Origin of the sequence: Micrococcus sp. KRD077, from assembly GCF_017168505.1 — a bacterium.
Lineage (GTDB): Bacteria > Actinomycetota > Actinomycetes > Actinomycetales > Micrococcaceae > Micrococcus > Micrococcus luteus.
The window spans coordinates 1-408 of record NZ_JABFAZ010000047.1 but is presented as its reverse complement, the minus strand read 5'-3'; the positions used below and the strand labels follow the sequence as shown (position 1 = coordinate 408).

1 protein-coding gene is annotated in these 408 nt (G+C 62.7%); it reads right to left on the bottom strand.

What is annotated here, in order from left to right; all coding sequences use genetic code 11:
- A partial coding sequence (locus tag J1M39_RS11005; protein WP_206496786.1) for a hypothetical protein occupies window positions 1–358 on the bottom strand: 358 nt, incomplete at its 3' end.
- Between the last annotated feature and the right edge of the window lie 50 nt (window positions 359–408).

Genomic DNA, 408 nt, shown 5'->3' with positions numbered 1-408 from the left:
GCTCGCGCGGTTTCCGCTTCGCGTCCGGATCGAAGGGGACCAACTGGATCTTCCGGTATTCCCGGAGGCTCAGCTCGACCATGTTCTTCTGGATATCCAGGAACGGGGAGAGGTTGAGCAGCGAGGAGAGGAGGCCGGGTTCGGCGATGTAGAACACCTTCACCAGCGGCAGGTTGGTCCGTCCCTGGTTCCGCTCCAGGCGCTCGATGACCTGGTCGTCCATGGCGAAGGCCTTGCCGACGAAGCGCCGATTGCCGTAGGCGACCAGGAATTTCTCGCCGAAGCCGAGCAGGTCGGCGCCCTTGATCTCCACATCGTAGTCCGCCGGAAAGCGCGCGAGGATGGCGTGGCGCAGCATGACGTCCTTCTTGCTGATGGGATTCTCGCCGTACTGGTAGAGCTGGTAGG